The following is an 18,107-nucleotide window of genomic DNA, read 5'->3' as shown; positions in this document are numbered from 1 at the left end:
TTGCTCGGGGCGGGCGCCGCTCGGTACCCGGTCACGCCGCGCTCACCCCGCCCGGTTCAAATGGGAGGAGGCCGACGGGGAAGAGGGCGGGCCGGTGTGCTCGTCGTCCGGGTCGCCGTCCTTGGCGGCGTCGCCGCGCATCACCAGCCGGAGCCGAAGGACCAGCAGGACCACCGTGATCAGCATGATCAGCGCCACGATCGCCAGGACCGCCACCCGGCCGCCGGTGAGATGCGAGCCGCCCGCCGGGCCGCCCGGCCGGTCGCCCGCGAGGGCTGCCGGCGCCTCGCCGTCGAGCACGGCACTCACCGACGTGAACGGATCGATCACCCCGTTGCCGTACCCGACACTTGCGGCGGAGTCGGTGGACTTGCTGGCGGTAGCCTTGATGCGGATCGCCACCTGAGCGGCGCTCAGCGCCGGAAAGGCCGAGCGTACCAGCGCCACCTGGCCCGCCACGTGCGCCACCGCATACTGGGTGCCGCTGCCCACGAACGGCTTGGTGCCGGCGATGCCGAGGCTGGTGACGTCGATCCCCGGCGCGACCACATCGACGCCGCCCGCCCGGTAGGTGTCCGCCAGCTGGCCGTTGCTGCCGATGGCGCCGACCCGCAGCACCCCGCCGTCGGACAGGATGGCCGCCGGATTGACCGGCGTCGAGGCGAGCGCGGCGCCGGTCACCACGACGACGTCGTGCCTCGCGGCGGCGTCGATCGCCTTGGCCACCCCGGTGTCGTTGGTGTCCACGTAGGAGCCGAGCGCGATCACCGTGGCCCCGGAGGCGACGGCCACCTCGATGGCGGTCGCCTGGTCCGCCGGCTGGGCCTTGGGGGTGGTGGTCGCCACCCGGACCGGCATGACGGTGGCGTCCGGCGCGACGCCGACCAGCCCGCCGCCCTGGCTGCGCTGCGCGACGGCGATGCCGGCCATCGCGGTACCGGTGCCGAGGCAGTCGGTGTCGCCCCGGCCAGTGCCCGAAACGATGTCGACGCCGACGGCTACGTGTCCGGTGAGCTGAGCAAGGCTGCCGTCCACGCCGGAGTCCACAATCGCGATCAGCTGGCCCTTGCCTCGGCTCCGAGCCCAGGTCCGGTCGAGAGCGAGCCGCCCCGCGGCCCAGTCCGAACCGCCCGGGCCCGCCGAGGCGGCCGGCGCCGAGCACTGCGCGCCGGTCGGTTTGGCCGCCGCGCTCGGCTGCACCGCCGGTGACCGCGATACGCCGCCGCTCGGTCCCGCCTGACCGGGGGGCGCACTTGTCCGAGGAACGGCGGTACGGGTGGCCGGGGGCACCGTCGGGGGCACTGCGGACACCGGCAGCGTGCCGTACTGGACGCCGGCCCCGACGGCGTCCCACGGCAACACCAGCTGCCATCCCGGGTTGAGCTTGGCCGGGTCGGTGAGCGAGCCGCCGTCGGCCTGTTCCCGGCCGACGTTCAGGTTGAAGATCTCCACCGCCCGGTCCGTGGTCCCGAGGAAGCGCTGGGCGATCTCGGCGAGGTTCTCCGGAGCGGCCTGGTAGGAGGAGGTCACCGTGTAGTACTTGACGAACAACGAGTCGTCGGCGCGGGCCGGGAGCATCGGCAGCGCGGCGAGGAACAGGACCCCGAGCCCCACCGCCAAGCACCACCGGATTCGCGGCCACGCGCGCCGGCTGGCCATCATCGATATTCCTTCCACGTCTCTTGGCACGCTGTATTGACCGACTGTGCAGACCGGCGGGTCACCGCACCGGGACCAGCCGCCAGAGGTGGTCTTCGGTGCCGTTGTCCGGGTGCTGGAACAGGCTGGTACCGTCGGTGTCCTGCATGTATTGCAGGGCCAGCAGCAGGCCGCTGTTCGAGTTCTGGATCTGGTAGCTGCCACCGCCGCCGTCTTTCAGCTGCCACCGGGTCGCCGGCGTGCTGGCGTCGGGCACCTGCGCGATGAACACGTAGGGGTCGGCGGACCCGTTGAGCGGTGAGAGCACGAGGCCGTTGAACGCGCTCTTGATCCGCAGCGTGCCGTCGACGTCCCTGATCAGCAGCCACTGCTGGCCGGGGTCGCCATTGTCGGGCTGCTGCACGAGGATCTCGTTGGCCGCCGTCGAGCGGTTGGGCACGGTCATCGCCTTACCGGTGAAGACGTTGATGACCTTGTACCGCGTCGGCCCGGTCGAGGACGGGCTGGGCGTCGATGACGGCCTCGGCTTGGCCGCCGTCTTGCTGGGCGTCGGGCTCAGGCTCGTGCTCGCCGTCGGGGTGGATGGCGGCGAGGCGCTGCTGGTCACGGCCGTCGGCCCCACGGTGGCGTAGAAGTCGGCCAGGGCCGCAACGCGGCTGACGAACTCCTTGACCGCCGGGACCGGCGGCAGGCCGCCGGCCGCGCGCACCGCGTCAATGCCGACCCGGAACGCCGCGAGGGCATACCGGTAGCTGTCCCCGCCCATCGTCGTGACCCTCGTGACCAGGTCGCACATCACCTTGCCCAGTGCCGGGATGGCCGTGCCGGGGTCCCACGGCGAACTGGCCGTCGGCTCGTATCGGCTCCACAGCTCGGCTCGGAACTGAGCGATGCCCATGGCGCCGTCGGCGGAGCGGTGGTTCGGGTCGAAGCCCGAGGCCGCCATCAGCTGAGCGGCGACCCGGGCCGGGGTGATCTGCGCGCATACCGATCCGGCGGACTTCACCGCCTCGACGTACGTCGGCGGGACGGCGGTCGGCGAGTCGGACGCCATCCGGTTCAGCAACACGCTCGGGGAATCCGTCTTGGAGGGCGTCGGGCTGGCCGGCACGCTGGTGCCGCCGAAGACCGCCAGGCCCGCGTACCATGTGGCATAGCCCGTTACCCGGTCCACATAGCCCTTGGCGTCGGCCGGGACGCCCGCCGCGGCTTTGACCGCGGCCGTCCCGGAGTAGTATGCGGCCAGCGCGGCTTGCCACCGGTCGGCGGCGACGCCGGCCAGCCGGACCTGACCGACAAGGTCGCACATGTAGTGCGCGAGTGCGTAGATGCTCGCGGTGGCGTCCCGCGCCTCCGCCTGCGGCCACGGCGCCCAGGACCGGAACGCGGCGGCGGGCATCGCGGCGATGCCACCGCCGTCGGGGCCGGTGGCATCCGGGTTGAGGCCGGAGTTGGCCATCAACTGCGCCGCCAGTCGGGGGCCACTCAACGCCGGGCAGGACAGCGCGGCCAGTGAGATCGTCTGCGCCGTGACCTCATCCACCGGCCGGCCGACGAGCCGGTCGTCGCCGGCCACGGCAACCTTGTGCCAGGCCAGTCCGGCCAGTACACACACGAGCGCCAGCACCGCGGAAGTCACGGCCGCGCCACGCCGACTCATCCCGCTCCACCAGGCCACCAGTCCACCTGCGCTCAGCTTTCTCACGCCAGTTGTCCCCTCGTCGCGGCGGTGAGCTCCCGTCCGGATATGCGCGGCTCACGACTCAACGACGGTCCCGAACGCCATAATGTTCATCGGTGTCGCAGGGATCTGGATTCGGCGGCGGCTCGGGCACGCCGTCCGGTGACCGGCCGGTCAATGCCCGGAACACGCCCCGGGCCAGCACCGCCACCTCCCACGGCGGCGACTCACCGGGCCGCTCGGACCGCAGCGACACCTGCCAGTGCTCCAGGCTCACCCACCAGTCGAGCCGGTCGTGCAGCCAGAAGCCGTCGCCCGGCCGGACCCGCAACCGCTCGAACGGGCCGGGCAGGGTGTCCCAGCCCCCGGACGCAGCGAACGGACCCGGGCCGAACGGGCCGGCGGGCTCGCCAGGCAAGCCCAGGATGCCTTCAAGCGCTTGGCGCTTTTCTGCTGCACCGTCGCCACGGCGACGCGGACGCCACGGCCGGAAGGCCGCATCATCCACTGTGGACAGTCATAACAATGGATGTATTACCCGGGGAGGCGCCACGTGAGCGGCGGCTGGGGCGAGTGGGTCTTGACGAAGTCTGACACCATCTTTCTTAGCGAGTGAGGGGACGAAGCTGGCTCATGGGTGAATTTCTCGATGCGATCCTTGGATTCCCCACCGTCCTGTTCACGTTCCTGCTCGTCATCGTCATCGCGTACTGGCTGATCGTGCTCTTCGGCGGCGCCGACACCGAGGTGCTCGACGGCGATGTCGTCGACGGCGTCGCGGACGGTGGCTTCGGCGGCTTTCTGGGCAGCGTCGGCCTGGGCGGCGTGCCGGCCACGGTCGGGCTGTCGGTGCTCGTGCTGGTCGCCTGGTTCGCCAGTCTGGCCGGCTCGACCGTCGGCGGCGGCGCGCTGCTGCGCGTGGGTGTCCTGGTGGGCGCCCTCGTCGTCGCGTGGCTGGCGGCGCGGGTGATCGTAATTCCGCTGCGGCGGCTCTTCCCGGTGACGAGTGGCGACTCCCGCACCGCGTTCGTCGGGCGCACCTGCGTAATTCGCACCGGCACCGTCACCGAGGCGTTCGGGCAGGCCGAGGTTACCGCCGCCGACGGGTCCAGCGCGATCGTGCAGGTTCGCCAGACCGGCACCGACACCTTCACCGCGGGCAGCACGGCGGTGATCTACGAATACGACCAGCACGGCGAATTCTTCTGGGTCGTTCCCACCCCCGGACACAGGGAGCTCTCATGACCGTCATAACCACCGGCTTCCTCGTTGTGCTCGGCGTGGCCGTGCTCATCCTGGTCGGTCTGCTGTACGCCGTCAGCCGCCTGTTCCGCAAGATCGAACAGGGCAAGGCACTGATCATCTCCAAGGTTCGCACGGTCGACGTCACGTTCACCGGCGCCATCGTCCTGCCGGTCCTGCACAAGGCCGAGGTCATGGACATCTCGGTGAAGACGATCGAGATCGCCCGGACCGGCCACGAAGGACTGATCTGCCGCGACAACATCCGGGCCGACATCCGGATCACGTTCTTCGTGCGGGTCAACAAGACCGTCGAGGATGTCATCAAGGTCGCTCAGGCGATCGGCACGGTCCGGGCCAGCGACCAGGAGACGCTGCAGGAGCTGTTCAACGCGAAGTTCTCCGAGGCGCTCAAGACCGTGGGCAAGCAGCTGGACTTCGTCGACCTCTACACCAAGCGCGACGAGTTCCGCGACCAGATCATCCAGGTGATCGGCACCGATCTCAACGGGTACAGCCTCGAGGACGCCGCGATCGACTTCCTCGAGCAGACGCCGCTGAGCCACCTCGACAACGCCAACATCCTCGACGCGCAGGGCATCCGGAAGATCACCGAGCTGACCGCGATCGAGCACGTGCGGACCAACGAGTTCCGGCGCAACGAGGAGAAGGAGATCAAGCGCCAGGACGTCGACGCCCGTGAGGCGGTCCTCGAACTGGAACGCCGGCAGGCCGAGGCGGAGATCAAGCAGGAGCGGGAGGTCGCTACCCTGCGGGCGCGCGAGGACGCGGAGACCGCCCGGGTGCGCGCCGAGGAGCGGCTCAAGTCGCAGACCGCCGAGATCCGCACCGACGAGCAGGTCGGCGTACAGCACGAGAACAAGCGGCGGGAGATCGCCGTCGCCGAGAAGAACCGCGAGCGGGTCATCGCGATCGAGTCGGAGCGCATCGAGAAGGACCGCATGCTCGAGGTCATCGCCCGCCAGCGGGAGACCGAGCTCAGCACGATCGCCAAGGACAAGGAGGTCGAGGCGGAGAAGCGGTCCATCGCCGAAGTCATCCGGGAGCGGATCGCGGTCGAGCGTACCGTCGCCGAGCAGGAGGAGCAGATCAAGCGGCTCCGCGTCGTCGAGGAGGCCGAGCGCACCCGCCAGGCCGTCGTCATCCAGGCGGAGGCGGAGGCGCAGGAGAACCTGGTCAAGGACATCAAGGCGGCCGAGGCCGCCGAGCAGGCCGCCAAGTTCAAGGCCCGCGAGGAGCTGGTGCTCGCCGAGGCCCGGCAGCAGACCGCCGAGCTCGAGGCGCGCGCCAAGATCCGCCTGGCCGAGGGTGTACAGGCTGAGGCGGCCGCGACCGGCCTCGCCGACGTGCAGGTCCGTGAGCGCAACGCCGATGCGATCGAGAAGGTCGGCCGCGCCGAGGCGGCGGTCGAGCGGGAGAAGGCGATCGCGAAGGCCGAGACGATCGAGAAGGCGGGCCTGGCCGAGGCCGCGGTCGAGCGGGAGAAGGGCGCCTCCCTCGCCGACGCGCTGCGCGACAAGCTCAAGGGCGAGGCCGACGGTCTCACCGAGAAGGCCGCCGCGCTCGCCGCGATGGACGAGGCGACCCGCGGACACGAGGAGTACCGCCTGCGCCTGGAGATGGAGAAGGAGATCCGCCTCGCCGGCATCGACGTGCACCGGCAGGTCGCTGAGCAGCAGGCGCTCGTCCTGTCCGCCGGACTGGAGAAGGCGAACATCGACATCGTCGGCGGCGACAGCGTCTTCTTCGACAAGCTGCTCAGCTCGATCAGCCTGGGCAAGAGCATCGACGGCTTCGTCCAGCACTCCGACGTCGTGCAGACGGTCGGCGCCTCCTACCTCAACGGCAACGGCGACCTGGTCGGCGACCTCGGGCGGCTGATCGGCTCGATGAGTACCGCCGACGTCTCCAACCTGACGCTGTCCGCCTTCCTGGTCCAGCAGATCCAGCGGGGCGGCCCCGACCGGGACAAGCTGCGTGAGCTGCTCGACGCGGCCCGCCGGCTCGGCATCGCCGAACGGCCCGTCGCGGCCCTGGCGGCGGCCGAGCAGTGACCCCCGACACGGTGGCGCCCGCCGCGGCGAGCCTTCCCGCCGGCACCTACGAGGTGCTGCGCGACCGGCTCGCCGCGCAGGCGGCCGAGCTGACCCGCCGGGCCGAGACCCTCAACACGCGGCGGACGGAGGTGTTCGGCGGCACCGAGCTGCGCCTGCTCGGCACCGAGCGCATCCGCACGGAGCACAACTGCGTCCCGCGCGACATCGTGTCCGTCGGCGGGCTGATGCTGTTCGGGTACAACGTCTTCATCGGCCTCAAGCCGGAGACGACTGTCGACGACGTGTTCTCGCTGCACCGGTTCAGCCGCGACGGCGACGCGTTCCGGTTCGACGAGCCGTCCCGGGACGACCTGCCCGGTCTGCTGCGCGACCCGCAGCTGCTGCGCGACTTCGGCGAGGTGTACAAGTACTACCGCGACACCCGGCTGCTGCAGCTGCGCCGGCTCGACGGGAAGCTCCTCGCCGTCTTCCAGACCGGTCCGCGCACCGACGACATCAAGGTGCTGCGCTGGAGCGTCGACACCGCCAGGCCCAATGAGACCGGCAACGTGTCCTATGTGGACAACCGCGGCGAACGCGACCACGTGTTCCCGCCGTCGCACGACTTCGAGTGGATCCCGGTCGGCCGGGAGCACCACGTCCTCGGCCGGCACCCGCACATCTCCATCGAGGATGTCGTGTTCGTCGAGACCGTCGGCGGTGACCTCACCGTCAAGGTCGAGAACAACACCGAGACGGGCGAGGGCGTCTACCGTGAGCCGGTCGACGAGCCGCTGCAGAGCCTCGCCGACGCCGATGTCAGCTACGCCCGTGTCGGTCCGCTCGTACTGCTGCGCATCCGGCCGTACAAGGAAACAGTTTTCAGGTTTCTGGTCTTCAACACCCGGACCCGGGCGGTCGTGCGGCTCGACGGGATCGGCCAGGGCTGCCAGCGCCTGCCGGAGGACCAGGGCCTGATCTTCCCGGGCGGCTACTACCTGGCCACCGGTGTCGCGCGGACGTTCGACACCGACGTGGCCGACCTCGAGTTCGAGCGCGTCATCCGGTCGACCAACGGCGAGGACGTGCTGTACGTCTTCCACGCCCGCGCCGACGGGCGATCGCTGCTGCTGCCGTACAACGTCATCCGCAAGGAGGTCGCGAACCCGCTCGTCTGCCACGGCTACTCCCTGTTCGACGACGGGACACTCGTGGTCTTCCGGGCCATGTCCGAGGAGCCGACCCGGGTCCACACCATGCAGGTGTGGCAGACGCCGTACCTGTCGGACACGTTCGCCGCGACCCAGCCGATCGGAACCGGGCCGCTGGACCGGGTGGGCAACGCCGACCTGGTCCGCGGCCTCTCCGACTGCCTGTCGGTGGCCCGCATGGTCGCCGAGATGGGCCCGTCGGCGGCGGTCTTCGAGGCGATCATCGCCGCGTGCGTCCGGACGTTCGACCACTACCACTGGCTCGGTGAACCGGAGCTCGGCGACCTGCGCGGTCCGCTGGCCGAGCTGCGCGACACCGCCGAGCAGGTGCTGGCCGAGTTCGAGCGGGTGCAGGCGCTCACCGAGCAGGCGGCCACCGCCGTCGGCGAGGCGGCGGGGCGGATCGAGTCGCTGATCCGCCGCTCCCAGGGCGAGGCGCCGGTGGACACCGACGCCTGGGTGCGCCGCCTCGCCGACCTCCGCCAGGCGCAGGGCTCCCTCGCCCCGCTGCGCGAGCTGCGCTACGCCGACACCGACCGGATTCTCGTTTTCCAGACGCGCCTCGGCGAGGAGCTCGTCTCGGCCGCCAACCGGGCGGTGACGTTCCTCCAGCGCGAGGACGCGTTCGCCGGCTACCACGCCGACGTGCAGCGCCTGGTCGCCGACGCCGAGGCGGTCCGTACCGTGGCCGAGGCCGCGCCCGTCGGCGAGCGGCTGGCCGCGCAGGCCGAGGCGCTGCAGATCGTCACGGAGGTGGTCGGCTCGCTCGACATCGCCGACGCCACCGTCCGGGTCGGCATCCTGGAGCGGATCAGCGAGGTCCTCGGCGGCGTCAACCGCGCCCGGGCCGTCCTCGACGCCCGCCGCCGCGAGCTGCTCGCCGTCGAGGGCCGGGCCGAGTTCGCCGCCGAGTTCGCCCTGCTGGGCCAGGCGGTCGTCGGCGCGCTCGCGGTCGCCGACACGCCCGAGCGATGTGACGAGCAGCTGGGGCGGCTGATGCTCCAGCTGGAGAACCTCGAGTCCCGCTTCGGCGAGTTCGACGACTTCCTCGCCCAGCTCGGCGACAAGCGCACCGACGTCTACGAGGCGTTCTCCTCCCGCAAGCAGGCGCTGCTCGACGAGCGCTCCCGCCACGCCGACCGGCTGGTCGAGTCCGCGGCGCGGATCCTCGGCAGCATCGAGCGCCGGGTCGCCACGATGACCTCGCCCGACGACGTCAACACGTACTTCGCGGCCGACCCGATGGTCGCGAAACTGCGCGGCGTCGCCGGCGAGCTGCGCGCGCTGGGCGACCAGGTCCGCGCCGAGGAGCTGGAGGGCCGGGTCAGGACGGCCCGGCTCGAGGCCGGCCGGATGCTGCGCGACCGGCTCGATCTGTTCGGCGGTTCGGCCGACGTCATCCGCCTCGGCCGGCACCAGTTCGCCGTCAACACCCAGGCGATCGACCTCACACTCGTACCGCACGGCGACGAGCTGGCGTTCACCGTGACCGCGACCGACTACCGCGCGCCGGTCGACGACCCGGTGATCACCGCCGCCCGTCCCTTCTGGGGGCAGCTGCTCGTGTCCGAGGCGCCCGACGTGTACCGCGCGGAGCACCTGGCCTGCCTGATGCTCGACACCGCCGCGGCCGGTGTGGACGGCCTCCACCAGGCCGCCGTCACCGACGGCGGCCTCCGCGACCTCGTTCGCAAGGTCGCCGACGACCGTTACGCCGAGGGGTACGAGCGCGGCGTCCACGACCACGACGCGGCCCTCATCCTCGACGCGCTGCTGCGGCTGCACGCCGGCGCCGGCCTCCTGCGCTACCCGGCCGCGGACCGGGCGGCGGCGCAGCTGTTCTGGGCCTTCGGCGCGAGCGACGCGGCCAAGGCGGCCTGGACCCGGCGGGCCCAGTCGCTGGCTCGGGCCCGGACGGCGTTCGGCCCGTCCGACGCGCTGGGGCAGCTGTACGCCGAGCTGCAGGCGGCGGTGGGTGCACCCGGTCTCGCCGGCGAGTATCTGTTCGAGGAGTTGAGCAGTGCCCCGTCCGGGTTCGTCACCAGCGCCGGGGCGCGGACCTTGCTCGACCGGTTCTGGCGGGTGACTTCCGCCCGCGAGCTCAACGAGGATCTGCGCGCCCTCGACGGTGATCTCGCCGCGCGCCGCCAGCTCGTCCACGCGTGGCTGTCGTCCTTCGCCGGGAACGTCGCCGATCTGGACGAGGCGGTGGCGATCGTGCTCTGCGGGACCGAGCTGCCGCGCTACGAGTCCTCCGCCGCCCTCACCGCGACCGTCGAGGGCCTGCTCGGCACCCATCCGCGGATCGCCGGCCGCCGGATGGAGGTGCGCCTCGACGAGGTGCTCGCCCGCACCCGCCGGTTCCGGCTCGAACGGATTCCGGCCTTCCGCGAGTACCAGCGGCACCGCAACGAGCTGGCCGCCCGCGAACGGCAGCGGCTGCGGCTGGAGGAGTACAAGCCGAAGGTGATGAGCGCGTTCGTGCGCAACCGGCTGCTCGATGAGGTGTACCTGCCGCTCATCGGGGACAACCTGGCCCGGCAGCTGGGCGCCGTGGGCGATGCAATGGGTTTGTTGCTGCTCATCTCGCCACCGGGCTACGGCAAGACGACGCTGATGGAGTACGTCGCCAGCCGCCTGGGGCTGGTGTTCGTCAAGGTGAACGGCCCGTCGCTCGGGCACCTGGTGACGTCGGTCGACCCGGCGGAGGCGCCGAACGCGACCGCCCGCCAGGAGGTCGAGAAGATCAACTTCGCCCTCGAGATGGGCAACAACGTCCTGCTGTACCTCGACGACATTCAGCACACCTCGCCGGAGCTGCTGCAGAAGTTCATCTCCCTGTGCGATGCCCAGCGCCGCATGGAGGGCGTCTGGAACGGCCGGACCCGCACGTACGACCTGCGCGGCAAGCGGTTCGCCGTGTGCATGGCCGGCAACCCGTACACCGAGTCGGGGCAGCGCTTCCGCATCCCGGACATGCTGGCGAACCGCGCCGACGTGTGGAACCTCGGCGACGTCCTGACCGGCAAGGACGAGCTGTTCGCGCTCAGCTACATCGAGAACGCGCTGACCTCCAACCCCGTGCTCGCCCCGCTGTCCACCCGCGACCGCGGCGACGTCGAGCTCCTGGTCCGCCTGGCCCGGGGCGACGACACCGTGCGCCCGGACCAGCTCGCCCACCCGTACTCGCCGGTCGAGGTGGACCAGATGCTGGCCGTGCTCCGCAAGCTGCTGCGGGTGCAGGAGGTGGTCCTGGCGAACAACCGCGCGTACATCGCGTCCGCGGCGCAAACGGACGCGTCCCGCACCGAGCCGCCGTTTCTGCTGCAGGGCTCGTACCGCAACATGAACAAGCTCGCCGGGCGGGTCGTGCCGGTCATGAACGACGCCGAACTGGAGGCCGCCATCGACGACCACTACATCGGCGAGGCGCAGACGCTCACCGCCGGCGCCGAGGCGAACCTGCTCAAGCTGGCCGAGCTCCGCGGCCGGATGACGCCCTCGCAGGCGGCGCGGTGGGCGGAGGTCAAGGCCGCGTACCTGCGGGCCCAGGCGCTCGGGGGTGCGCAGGACGATCCGATGAGCCGGGCGGTCGGCGCGGTCGGGCTGCTCGCGGACCGGGTCGCCGCGGTGGAGGCGGCAATCGACCGGGCGGCCGCGACAACGAACTCGGGAGCGGCATGCGCATCGCCATGATGGTCAAGGGGTGCGTCTGCACACCCGCCCCGGCCGACATCATCTACTCGCCCATGCAGTTGGCGATGCAGTTGACCCGCGCCCTGGCCGACCGGGGACACCACCTCGACTTCTACGGCCCGATCGGCTCCGAGGTCCCCGGCGCTCGGGTGATCGACTGCGGTGTACCCCCGCTGGTCACCGACAAGGACGGGTTCACCGCGGCGCTCACCGACCCGGGCCTGGCCAGCGACAACATCCTCGCGCTCTGGGACGACCGGCTCGCCCAGGAGATGTTCCTGCGGGCCGGTCGCGGCGAATACGACGTGCTGTACTTCCACCACCCAGAGGTGCCGCTGCCCTTCCTCGCCCACCACCCCGACGTCCCCGTCGTCAGCAGCGTCTACGACAGCCCCCTGCCACCGCTGCTGACCCAGGCCATCGGCATGTTCGCCAGCCCACGACACAGCCTCGTCGCGATCTCCGCCGCGCAGCGGCACGCCGACCCCGGCCTCACGTTCGCCGCCACCATCCACGGCGGCGTCGACACCGACGAGTTCGCTCCGGACCCAACCGCGCCACCGGGCCGGCACCTCCTCTTCGCCGGCCGCCTCGTGCCCGAGAAGGGCGTCGGCGACGCGATCGAGGTGGCCCGCCGGACCGGCCATGAACTGCGTCTGGTCGGCCCCTGGTACAGCAACTCCCCCTACTTCGCCGACGAGATAGCCCCGCACCTGGGCGACCAGGTTCGCTACCTGGGCCCGCTTTCCCTGCAGGAGCTGCGCAAGGAGCTCCAGACCCGGCCGCGCGCCCTGCTCATGCCCAGCCACCACGAATCGTTCGGCCTCATCATCATCGAGGCACTGGCCTGCGGCGTACCGGTCATCGGACTGCGCCGCGGCGCGATTCCGGAGATCATCGTCGACGGCCGGACCGGATTCCTCGTCGACGACGTCGACCAGATGGCCGCCGCGGTCCACGGTCTGCACACCATCGACCCCGGCGCATGCCGCGCCGACGCCGTCCGCCGATTCTCCCTCGAGCGGATGGCCGACGATTACGAGACGCTCTTCCGCCAGGTCGGGGCCGCCTGATGCGGGTGGCGACCATGGTGCGCGGCTGGATCGCCACGCCGGCACCACCCGATGTCGTGTACGCCCCGATGGCCATCGCCAGCACCGTCGCCGCCGGACTCACCGCGCGCGGCAACCCGGTCGACTTCTACGCACCACGCGGCTCACGAGTGCCGGGCGTACCCCTGCACGACGGCGGCCTCGACCCCGTGGTCACCGACCGCGCCGGCTTCGACCGGGTGATCGCCCGAGCCACCCGCGGCGACCACGCCGACCTGGTCAGGGCCGATCGTCACCTCGCCCGGCTGATGGCCCACGATGCCGCGGCCGGCCGCTACGACGTCCTGCTCTTCCACCACCTCGAAGTGGCGGCCGCGATCGCCGGCGACGTCCCGCAGACTCCCGTGGTCTCGGTACTCTGGGACCCGCCCGGCCCGGAACTCACCGCGCACACCGACGAGCACCCGAACCTCTTCGTGATCGCCGTCTCGGACAACCAGCGACGCGACGCCGGCACCCTGCCCGTCATCGACACCGTCTACCCCGGCGTCGACTGCCCCGCCAACCTCGCTCCGACGCCCCGGAGACAGGCCGAAACCCGCCTGGTGTACCTCGGCCGGCTCATTCCGGAGAAGGGCCCTGATATCGCCGTCGAGGTCGCCATCCGGACCGGAGCCAAACTGGACCTGCTCGGCCCGATCCGCACCGAGGACCAGCGATTCTTCGACGAAAAGATCCGCCCGCACCTCAGCACCCGCATCCGATATCGAGGCCACGTGCCGAACAACCGGCTGGCCGACTACCTGGCCGGCGCCTCCGCCCTGCTCATGCCGATCCGCTGGCAGGAACCATTCGGCCTGGTCATGATCGAGGCAATGGCGCACGACGTACCGGTGATCGGCTTCAACCGCGGCGCCGTACCCGAGATCGTCGCCCCCGGCGTCAACGGCTACGTCGTCAACTCCATGGATGAGATGTGCCGCGCCGTCCGGGCGCTGAACCAGTTGCCGGCGGATGGCTGCCGACGACACATCCGTGAGCACTTCTCGATACCTCAGATGGTCGACGGATACCAGGCCGCCCTCGCCAGAGCCACTACTCTCGCATCCTCGAGATCGGCGTAGCCTCCGTTGGTGACTACGCTCAGCAGAAGAATCACCGCGTGACGCCGCGCGGCGCGAGGTCGAAGAGGAACTCGGCCTGGCGATGTCGCCCGGCCGGTCACTGGTCGTCGACTGGGTACCGCCTCTGGATCACGACGGTTCGATCCTGGCTCATACGGCCCATTCGGGGTAGTCGGGATGGTCGGACCAGACCGATGCGTCGTTGCGAAGCTCTCGGCACGGAGCGGGCTCAGCACAGGTCCGGCACCAGTTCGGCTCGCGCGGCTCCTCGTCCCGGACCAGCACCTCGATCGTCTTGCCGTCCTCGCGCCGGTACACCTCGTGGTGCTGGCCGTACTCGACATTCCCGCTGGCATAGTCCGGCTTGTGCCGCTCGAGCCGCCGCCGCTTCGCCGCCACCTCCCGAACCACCCGGGCGGGATCGTGACGGGTGATGTGGATGTGCTGGTCACGAGTGCCCGGCACGACCCCGACCAACTCGCCCGCGTCGGGCGCCTGCGAGGGGCCCGCGATACCGGCGCCGTCGAACGCTCGGATCTCTCGCCAGCCACCGGGCTGGTCCGGTTTGACGCGCCACACCTGCGGCGCGTAGGCACCGGCCGAAATGATGCTGGCGAGCGACTCGTCCTCGGCAAGCCGCGCCTCGATGAACTCCACCAGGTCGTTGGTCATGCCCTCGATTCTCCTCAGGCAGCACCGTCCGCGGTGGTGGACCGGATTTTGGGTCCACCTCGATGCGCTCACCCAGGCGGGGGATTGCCAAGTTTTCTTGCCGTTCGGGGCGGCCGAGCTGAGCGCGCCACCGGCCGTCGCCGGTCCGGCTGACCAGGGCAATTACGCCCGTTGTAGGTCAATGCCAGAAGCCTGCATAAGATCTTCGAGTTCAGTAAGGTCGGCCGTACTCCGTTCCACCGATGTGCTGTGAGCTGCTTCGTAAATGGCCACAGCCTCGACCAGCACACGGTGCGCCAGGAGCAGGTCGCCCTTCTTTCGGAGAATTCTGGCCCGATTTTCGAGTGCCCTTGCGAGCTCGCTTCCAAATCTCGCCGGCTCGACAGCCGCGAGGCGACGAAGGATTGTCAGCGCCTCCTCGGCGGCGGCGTGTCCATCGTCCATTTGGTCGGCGTAGCTCCCTAGCGCTCGCGCTAGATCGGGCTCGTGCCGGATAGGATTGCGACCAACGAGGCGGCGGCAGATTGCTATTGCCTCGGCAGCTGCCGAAATTGCTTCCTCGTCATGCCCGAGCCTCGCCAGTTCGCTTGACAGCGAATCAAGCGCAATCACCAGTGGAGATTCGAACATGGCGGCATTGATGGCCGAAAGTCTGCGATACACCTTGACGGCATCGCGAGCCACGACAAGAGCCTCTTCGTGCCGGTCCAGGCTGACCAGGGCCAGGTGCAGATTGACCAGGCTGGCAGCAAAGTCCGGCTCATAGACCTTTGGCTGTTCGCGCGCAAGCCCGCGGAAGAGTTCGACGGCTTCCGCAGCCGCGGTATGCGCCTCGTCAAACCGCCGCATGGCGGACAGCGTCTGGCTCAGGTTGGTCAATCCGGTAGCCAGGTCAAATTCATACATAGCCGGGTTCGCAGCTGCGAGTCGGCGGCAGAGTTCGACGTGTTGAAGCGTTACGCGAAGGGCCTCGTCGTCGTTTCCCGCCTCCCACCAGGCCATACCAAGCACGCAGAGGGCGATAGCGTAACCAAGTTCGTGGTTGGCCGGATCTGCACCAGCCAGCCGGCCATGAAGCTCCACAGACTCCCGCGCTGCCGACAGGGCGGCCTGACGCTGGCCGACGGCGGCTAGTCGGAGGGCGAGGCTGGTCAATGATTCACCTAACACCGGCTCGAAGGACGCCGGTTCCCACCTCGCGAGAAGGCGCCGTAGCCGCACCGCTTCCTGACATGGGGGTACGGCTTCTTCGGCACGCCCTGCTTTTGCCAACTGATAGCTGAGAACGGCGAGCAGCTGCGCGCGCTCGGGCGAGCCCAGAGTGTACTGCAGTTGATAGTTTGTGAGCCGGACCGTAACGGCCGCATGTCCGACATCAAGGTCGAGGTCTCGACCGGCAGGTAACGTCGAGTTGACCACGGCAAGAGTGGACTCACTGATGTCACGGAGCGACGACAGAGCGACAAGAGCGTTACTCCCCGCCGCCGCAGCCAGTTCCGGGTCCGCCTGTATCAGGGGGTAGAGGTGCATTCCTCCAACGTGTGCCCATCGGTCCGCGGCCGCAGCAAGAAAGATAATCGCGCGGGCTGCGTACGCCGGATACTCGCCCGCCGGGTTTCTTTCGAGAAGCAGCCTTGTCACCGCTTGAGCTTGTGGATCACTAACGTATCCGGTGACGCCATGACCGGGCAATTGGAGGGCTAGGAAGTCCTCGGCCAGGCGGTCTGGATACAACGGTTCGAGGGCCATGCCGTCGCCGGCTGGATAGCAGACCGCGTGATCCGCCAAGACCTGCTCGACCGAGGTATCCCTTTCCTCCTCGCTTTGGAGTCCGGTAAGCAATGCCACCGCACTTGCTTTGGGCTGCTGCCCCACAAGGCTGGCAACGAATGCGGTCCGAGCAATCAGGGTTGGCTCTGTGCGAAAGGTGCCTCCGTGTTCGACTCGCCCGTGGAGTCGGAACCAGTGGGCGTGTTCACGGTTCAGCAGGTAGGCCGACAGATGCGCCGGTTTGGACGGCGGCACCACGCCGTGACGATACGCGTCAACCGCAACGAGCGCCGCCATGTGCAGTGACAGCACGAGTTCGTAGCTCGAGTCCTCCAAACCCGAAGGCGGACCGATCTCGTCTCGGCGGTCCACCCCGTAGAGGTCCGAATAGCGGTCACGAGCGGCCTCGAACGTAATCTGTCGCTCAGCGACCGTTCTGTCCAGTGGCGGCAACACCAGGTCCTGAGTATCTGCGTACACCTCAGTCAGTGCATGCTGAAGGGCCGGCCAGCCGTGCACCGAGCGTCCGATCAGCAACACTCGCGTGGGCACCGGCGTATGCAGGAGGCGATTGCGAAACAGCCACTCCAAATGAGAGTGCGGCCACCGGTCAGCGTAGTCGACCAGTAACAGCAGGCCAGGCGACTCACCGGGTCCCACGAACTGGCTGCCATCGGGCATGGAGGTCCTGTCGCCGCCATGCCTAGCGTGCACAACCCGCCATTCCGCCTCCTTCGAAAGCTCGGCGAATTTGGCAGCTATGCGCGTCTTGCCCTGACCGCCTGGACCGTGCAGAAAGAGGACGGACAACCGTGGACCGCTGTCTCGCCAGTTGATTAAAGATTCAAGCTCGGCAACGCGGCCAGCGAACGGCATGATCTCGTGTCGAGCATCCAGCAATTGACTCGGCAGTGAGAGCAGCCGGTCAACCGGTGGCGCTTCTCGCGGACGGCCCAGCTCGAGCGTATACACTGGGCGACCATCGCCATGCACATGAAGGTCGCCGTTGATCACACCGTAGGCGAACCCACCCAGTGCGATTACGTTCTGGATTACCGCCGGGTAGGACCCAATAGCAGGCGAGTCGCCCAATGGTTTCTGCTGATCGTCGGATGCATCCATGGCCGAGTTCAGTTCCATGACGGAACGCCGCAGCTCATCTGCGATCACCTGTCCACGCGGCACCAGAGGGGAGGATCAGTCACCGAAGCCGCCTTGTCTCGAAACGAGCCCCGCCCAAGATGAGGCCCTACGTGGGGCCTTACAGATCAACCCTAGTGTTCTAGATCGCAGCGCTGTGTCAAGAACGCGATAGCCCCACCACGCTGCCGGCGTCCGCTTTCAACGCCTCGGCCCTAACCAGCTCACCGCCACGCCGAGCACCGACCCCATTCCATGACGGGCCTGGCACTGCCAGCTGGCCAAGCAGCCCCGGCCAGAGGACGGGGCGGGCGCGGCGACGAGGGCATCCGCCGTACGCAGTCGTATCGACAACCCCGATGGACCGCTGTCAACCCGGCCGCACCAGGCACGGACACCGGTGCTCGAAGCGCGTCGGCGGCGGGGGTCGTGTCCACCCGATCCCAAGAGCGAGGCCGGCGTCGCATTTCGCTCGATGTCCGCATGCGCGTCCAGTGCGACGTCCACAAGCAGGCGCAGGACCTGGAGCAGGAAGCAGCCGGCGATGCACGGGTAGAGGAGGAGCAGGCCGCAAGGCCTTGGGATAATAGACTTCCGACGCACCCGCCTCTCGCGTGGAACTTTGATCGAGCGACATTACGGCATTCGGCCAAATTGCTCTGAATGCATCAAATCGCCACGCCGCTTGAGTGGGTGCCCCGCCCCCTCCGCCCAAGCAATTGCCCGTTGACGGCGCTGCCCCGATGGCGATGAGCCCGATCTACCGAAGCGCCTCGTCGGCAAGTTCGTCGCTGGGCGATGAC

The 18,107-nt window shown here is 69.3% G+C and carries 10 protein-coding genes and 1 pseudogene; 6 read left to right on the top strand and 5 right to left on the bottom strand.

Annotated features, from left to right (window positions below; translation table 11 throughout):
* Positions 1-42: 42 nt before the first annotated feature.
* From ACQPY0_RS02970 to ACQPY0_RS02960, 3 genes are all read right to left on the bottom strand, one after another.
* Positions 43-1,614, bottom strand: coding sequence for a S8 family serine peptidase (locus ACQPY0_RS02970; protein WP_432984196.1), 1,572 nt, complete (start codon positions 1,612-1,614; stop codon positions 43-45).
* A 106-nt stretch (positions 1,615-1,720) separates the two neighbouring features.
* Positions 1,721-3,298 (bottom strand): RICIN domain-containing protein, encoded by a 1,578-nt coding sequence (locus ACQPY0_RS02965; RefSeq protein WP_432984193.1) that lies wholly within the window; start codon positions 3,296-3,298, stop codon positions 1,721-1,723.
* 124 nt (positions 3,299-3,422) lie between these two features.
* Positions 3,423-3,848 carry a hypothetical protein gene (locus ACQPY0_RS02960; RefSeq protein WP_432984190.1) on the bottom strand — a complete coding sequence of 142 codons (426 nt, stop codon included), beginning with the start codon at positions 3,846-3,848 and terminating at the stop codon, positions 3,423-3,425.
* 125 nt (positions 3,849-3,973) lie between these two features.
* On the opposite strand from ACQPY0_RS02960, the gene ACQPY0_RS02955 reads away from it, so the two are divergent.
* From ACQPY0_RS02955 to ACQPY0_RS02930, 6 genes and pseudogenes are all read left to right on the top strand, one after another.
* Entirely contained in the window at positions 3,974-4,585 is a 612-nt protein-coding gene (locus tag ACQPY0_RS02955; protein ID WP_432984187.1) for a hypothetical protein, read from the top strand.
* Positions 4,582-6,657: a flotillin family protein gene (locus ACQPY0_RS02950; RefSeq protein WP_432984184.1), complete on the top strand. Its 2,076-nt coding sequence runs from the start codon at positions 4,582-4,584 to the stop codon at positions 6,655-6,657. The genes ACQPY0_RS02955 and ACQPY0_RS02950 overlap by 4 nt, the downstream gene beginning before the upstream one ends.
* Positions 6,654-11,546, top strand: coding sequence for a DNA repair ATPase (locus tag ACQPY0_RS02945; RefSeq protein ID WP_432984181.1), 4,893 nt, complete (start codon positions 6,654-6,656; stop codon positions 11,544-11,546). Before ACQPY0_RS02950 ends, ACQPY0_RS02945 begins: the two co-directional genes overlap by 4 nt.
* Positions 11,531-12,619, top strand: a complete 1,089-nt coding sequence (locus tag ACQPY0_RS02940) for a glycosyltransferase (protein WP_432984178.1) — start codon at positions 11,531-11,533, stop codon at positions 12,617-12,619. The genes ACQPY0_RS02945 and ACQPY0_RS02940 overlap by 16 nt, the downstream gene beginning before the upstream one ends.
* On the top strand, positions 12,619-13,722 hold the full coding sequence (locus ACQPY0_RS02935) for a glycosyltransferase (RefSeq protein WP_432984175.1): 1,104 nt from the start codon (positions 12,619-12,621) through the stop codon (positions 13,720-13,722). Before ACQPY0_RS02940 ends, ACQPY0_RS02935 begins: the two co-directional genes overlap by 1 nt.
* A gap of 49 nt (positions 13,723-13,771) precedes the next feature.
* Positions 13,772-13,894: pseudogene (locus ACQPY0_RS02930) on the top strand (NUDIX hydrolase); the annotation flags it as partial.
* Here ACQPY0_RS02930 and ACQPY0_RS02925 read toward each other — a convergent pair.
* Entirely contained in the window at positions 13,873-14,379 is a 507-nt protein-coding gene (locus tag ACQPY0_RS02925; RefSeq protein WP_432984172.1) for a DUF6221 family protein, read from the bottom strand. The pseudogene ACQPY0_RS02930 and the gene ACQPY0_RS02925 sit on opposite strands and share 22 nt — an antisense overlap.
* A 177-nt stretch (positions 14,380-14,556) precedes the next feature.
* Positions 14,557-17,334 (bottom strand): tetratricopeptide repeat protein, encoded by a 2,778-nt coding sequence (locus ACQPY0_RS02920; RefSeq protein WP_432984169.1) that lies wholly within the window; start codon positions 17,332-17,334, stop codon positions 14,557-14,559.
* Between the last annotated feature and the right edge of the window lie 773 nt (positions 17,335-18,107).

This window comes from Dactylosporangium sp. CA-233914, assembly GCF_050942935.1.
GTDB lineage: Bacteria > Actinomycetota > Actinomycetes > Mycobacteriales > Micromonosporaceae > Dactylosporangium.
The sequence above is the reverse complement of the archived record's forward strand: the minus strand, read 5'-3'. Positions and strand labels throughout refer to the sequence as shown.

Coding starts and splice junctions, on each gene's coding strand:
- ACQPY0_RS02955 (WP_432984187.1), top strand. CDS start 3,974: ATGGGTGAATTTCTCGATGCGATCCTTGGATTCCCCACCGTCCTGTTC.
- ACQPY0_RS02950 (WP_432984184.1), top strand. CDS start 4,582: ATGACCGTCATAACCACCGGCTTCCTCGTTGTGCTCGGCGTGGCCGTG.
- ACQPY0_RS02940 (WP_432984178.1), top strand. CDS start 11,531: ATGCGCATCGCCATGATGGTCAAGGGGTGCGTCTGCACACCCGCCCCG.
- ACQPY0_RS02935 (WP_432984175.1), top strand. CDS start 12,619: ATGCGGGTGGCGACCATGGTGCGCGGCTGGATCGCCACGCCGGCACCA.